Consider the following 3,100-nt stretch of genomic DNA (forward strand, 5'->3'; position numbering starts at 1 on the left):
TTATAAATGCAGAAAAATATCTTAAAAGTGATGGCTATTATTATTCTGTGACTCACTTTATTTATGGATATAATTTCAGTACTTAAAGCCTTATTTTTAGGTTTTATAGAAGGTTTAACGGAGTTTTTACCCATTTCCAGTACTGGTCATTTAATTTTATTTGGCCATTTAATTGATTTTCATTCAGACTCAGGCCGTGTCTTTGAAGTTGTCATTCAACTGGGCGCAATCTTAGCCGTTTGTTGGCTCTACCGTAAAAAAATTATTAATCTACTACATGGTTTTATATCAGGTGATTACCATGCGAGACGTTTTGCGATAAATGTCTTCATTTCATTTATTCCTGCAGTAGTGATCGGAGTTATAGCTGTTGATTTTATTAAACAAGTTTTATTCAGTCCTTCGGTTGTGGCATCTGCACTGATTATTGGTGCACTGTTAATTTTTGCTGTAGAAGCTAAAAATTTTAAAGTCCAAACCATTGAGGCAACCAATATTGGATTCAAACAGGCCATTGTTATTGGTTTGGTTCAATGTCTTGCGATGATTCCGGGGACTTCACGGTCTGGTGCAACCATTATTGGTGCCGTTACTTAGACATATTTCGCAACGTTGATGTTTTAACTTCAGAAAATTTATTGAATATTTCCGTAGGCTTTGTAACCGCATTCATCGCAGCTTTGCTTGTGGTAAAAGCCATGGTTAAATTTGTAGAAAAACATACTTTAAAAGTTTTTGCTTGGTATCGCTTGGTATTAGATTCAATCATCTTATTTGTTTTTTAATACAAAAAAAATAAATTAAAGAGAACTCGCTGTTCTCTTTAAATTTTTTAATTTACAATCCTTACATTCTGCTTCAAGCTTTTCTGAATCTCTTGTACAACACCCTCTCCCTGATGGGACTTAAGCTCTGATTTAGATTTATTTTTGATTTCAGTTTGTACCGATTCAGACTCAAAACCCTTATCATTATAAAACTCTTCAACCAAATCTAGTCCCTCCTCAGCATTCACCTCAAATCGTGCATTACCATAACCCTGCCGTGCCATTTGATCTAAAGCAGCCTGATTAAAACCACACAACTTACTTTTCTGGTCAATTTCCTTCGCTGTTTGAATCGCCTCTTGTAAATGAATGCCATCCCTGAGCGTTAAATCCACGTAGTACACAGGTTGACGATAACTTTGCGTTGTACTCTTTCCTCGCAAGGTCAGCTGCAGTGGCAAGCATGAAAGCAACCCATTTGATGCTGCATGGTAGTAGCTCAATCGTGCAGCCAACGTACGTATGCTGTTAAAGCCTGTTGTTCTAAAAATGAATGTACCAAATTCATCCGACTCATCTAAATTGACATGCAGGCGTCCATAAGGCTTACAGTGCCCGCCTTGTCCAAGTGGGCATAAGTCGGGGGATGGGCAAGGATGTTGCTCTACACCTTGTGATGTCATACGTTGACAGGTCTGACCATTCCCCACACAAATCGGGCGACCTGTCTGTCGGTCAAACAAGCTGTACTCGGCACGTAAGTTCAATTCAGGATCATTGAAGATCATACGCACAGGAATGCTACGCAGCTTTTGATTCGGTGCTTGACTACGCAATTGCTCATCCAAGGGGTGTTTGACCCAACCATCCTTGCCTTGTATTTGACTGGTAATGGTGAACTGATCGTCTTTCTCAGGCAGACGCTTGCCATTCTTTTCGACTACACGACCAATACTGATCCGGCCCAAGATGGGTGGTGTGATTGCTAGACCTTTAATCATGTTGAAATTCCTCTCGTATAGATGTTGATGTTTAGATGTGTTGCACTGTTTGCTAAAAATGAAATCGGTATAAAAATCCCATGCAGGACTGCACGGGATTTCAGGTTTTTTCTTGCTGAGTGATTAACTCTAAGCTTTGAGCTAATCGTGATAAATGTTGAAACGACGACTGCCTGCTTTCTGCAATGGGTATTGTTGGATGAGTTCAGGTTGGTGCTGAAGTAAGGACTTGGTATCTAGGCTAATACTGTCCTTGCTCTTTTTCCATGTCACTGAACCTTGCTGAAATACGGCACGTTCATGTTCCTGCATCAGTGCCTGAACACGGTGTTTGAGTAGATCAAACTGGCTTTGGTGTTGTTCAATCTGCTGTTTTTCCTCTATCAACTGATCAAACAGTTCATTGGCAAGTTCGACCTCCGTTAGGTCAACACAGCTCAGTGGGGTATGTTCAGGATAGAGCTGTTGTAAAGCTTTGGCTGCCGATTCACTGGCATCCACTGCTGGTGGAACATCATTTTCAACACATTCCCAAAACAACCGTTCCGCCTGAATGATCTGTTCAATCAAAGCTTCATTACGACTGACTTTGTAGATTTTGGTTTCCTGTCCACACAGCAACACACAAATATGTGCCGCTTGCTTGCCTGTCACCGCCAGTTGATGTTGTACCTGACATAGCACATACAGAGGAACGCCCTCCTTCCATAGTTTGGCGCCATATTCTCCTGCAGTTTTACATTCCAGTATTTGCACGTCTTCATTGCCCACTACGGCATAATCCAAGTTCGCCAACATAAAGGCTTTGTCAGGATCAGGGTGTTGCAGCACCGCATTGACCCGACGGACTTTATTATTGGTGTGCATGCTGTAGTATTCTGCGACCAAGGGTTCTAACTGTTTACCCCAATATAAAGGTGCGTGTCCTGAGCTTTCATCATCAATATTCTGCTGTACCCGTCCTGTTTTGATCATCCACAGTTCCAGCATCGACATATAAGGATTTATGCCACAGGCGGCTGCGGCATCACTGCTGCCTATTCCCTGCTTACGCACTTCCAGCCATGCCTGATAGTCCAGTTGTTTGGTGCTGATCAGACGTTTGGCATTTAAACTACGTTTTGAACCTGATTGACTTTGTTTAAGCTTGTCATTGGCTACAGTTGGTAAATACTGAGATTGAGACGTTACTGTTGGGTTTATAATCTGATTCATGGGTTTATCCTTCTATCATTGATTTTAAAACGGCATAAAAAAGCCACATCCGAAGATGTGGCAAAGAGGGAGACAAGATGAAATTTAGGCTGCAAGATATAATGCTTGCTCTAATCC

2 protein-coding genes and 1 pseudogene are annotated in these 3,100 nt (G+C 41.3%); 1 reads left to right on the forward strand and 2 read right to left on the reverse strand.

The genetic code is table 11. The annotated features are described in order from the left end of the window. The first annotated feature begins 63 nt into the window (after window positions 1–63). Window positions 64–785 (forward strand): annotated as a pseudogene (locus B4F08_RS06090) (undecaprenyl-diphosphate phosphatase). A 47-nt stretch (window positions 786–832) separates the two neighbouring features. On the opposite strand, the gene B4F08_RS06095 reads toward B4F08_RS06090, so the two are convergent. Together B4F08_RS06095 and B4F08_RS06100 are read right to left on the reverse strand one after the other, a co-directional pair. Continuing rightward, window positions 833–1,768 (reverse strand): hypothetical protein, encoded by a 936-nt coding sequence (locus B4F08_RS06095; RefSeq protein ID WP_004692362.1) that lies wholly within the window; start codon window positions 1,766–1,768, stop codon window positions 833–835. A 141-nt stretch (window positions 1,769–1,909) separates the two neighbouring features. Next, the gene (locus B4F08_RS06100; RefSeq protein WP_291373817.1) at window positions 1,910–2,983 is read right to left on the reverse strand and encodes a YqaJ viral recombinase family protein; all 1,074 of its coding nucleotides are present in this window, start codon (window positions 2,981–2,983) and stop codon (window positions 1,910–1,912) included. Window positions 2,984–3,100 lie beyond the last annotated feature (117 nt).

It is taken from the genome of Acinetobacter sp. UBA6720 (genome assembly GCF_002454215.1).
Taxonomy (GTDB): Bacteria; Pseudomonadota; Gammaproteobacteria; order Pseudomonadales; family Moraxellaceae; genus Acinetobacter.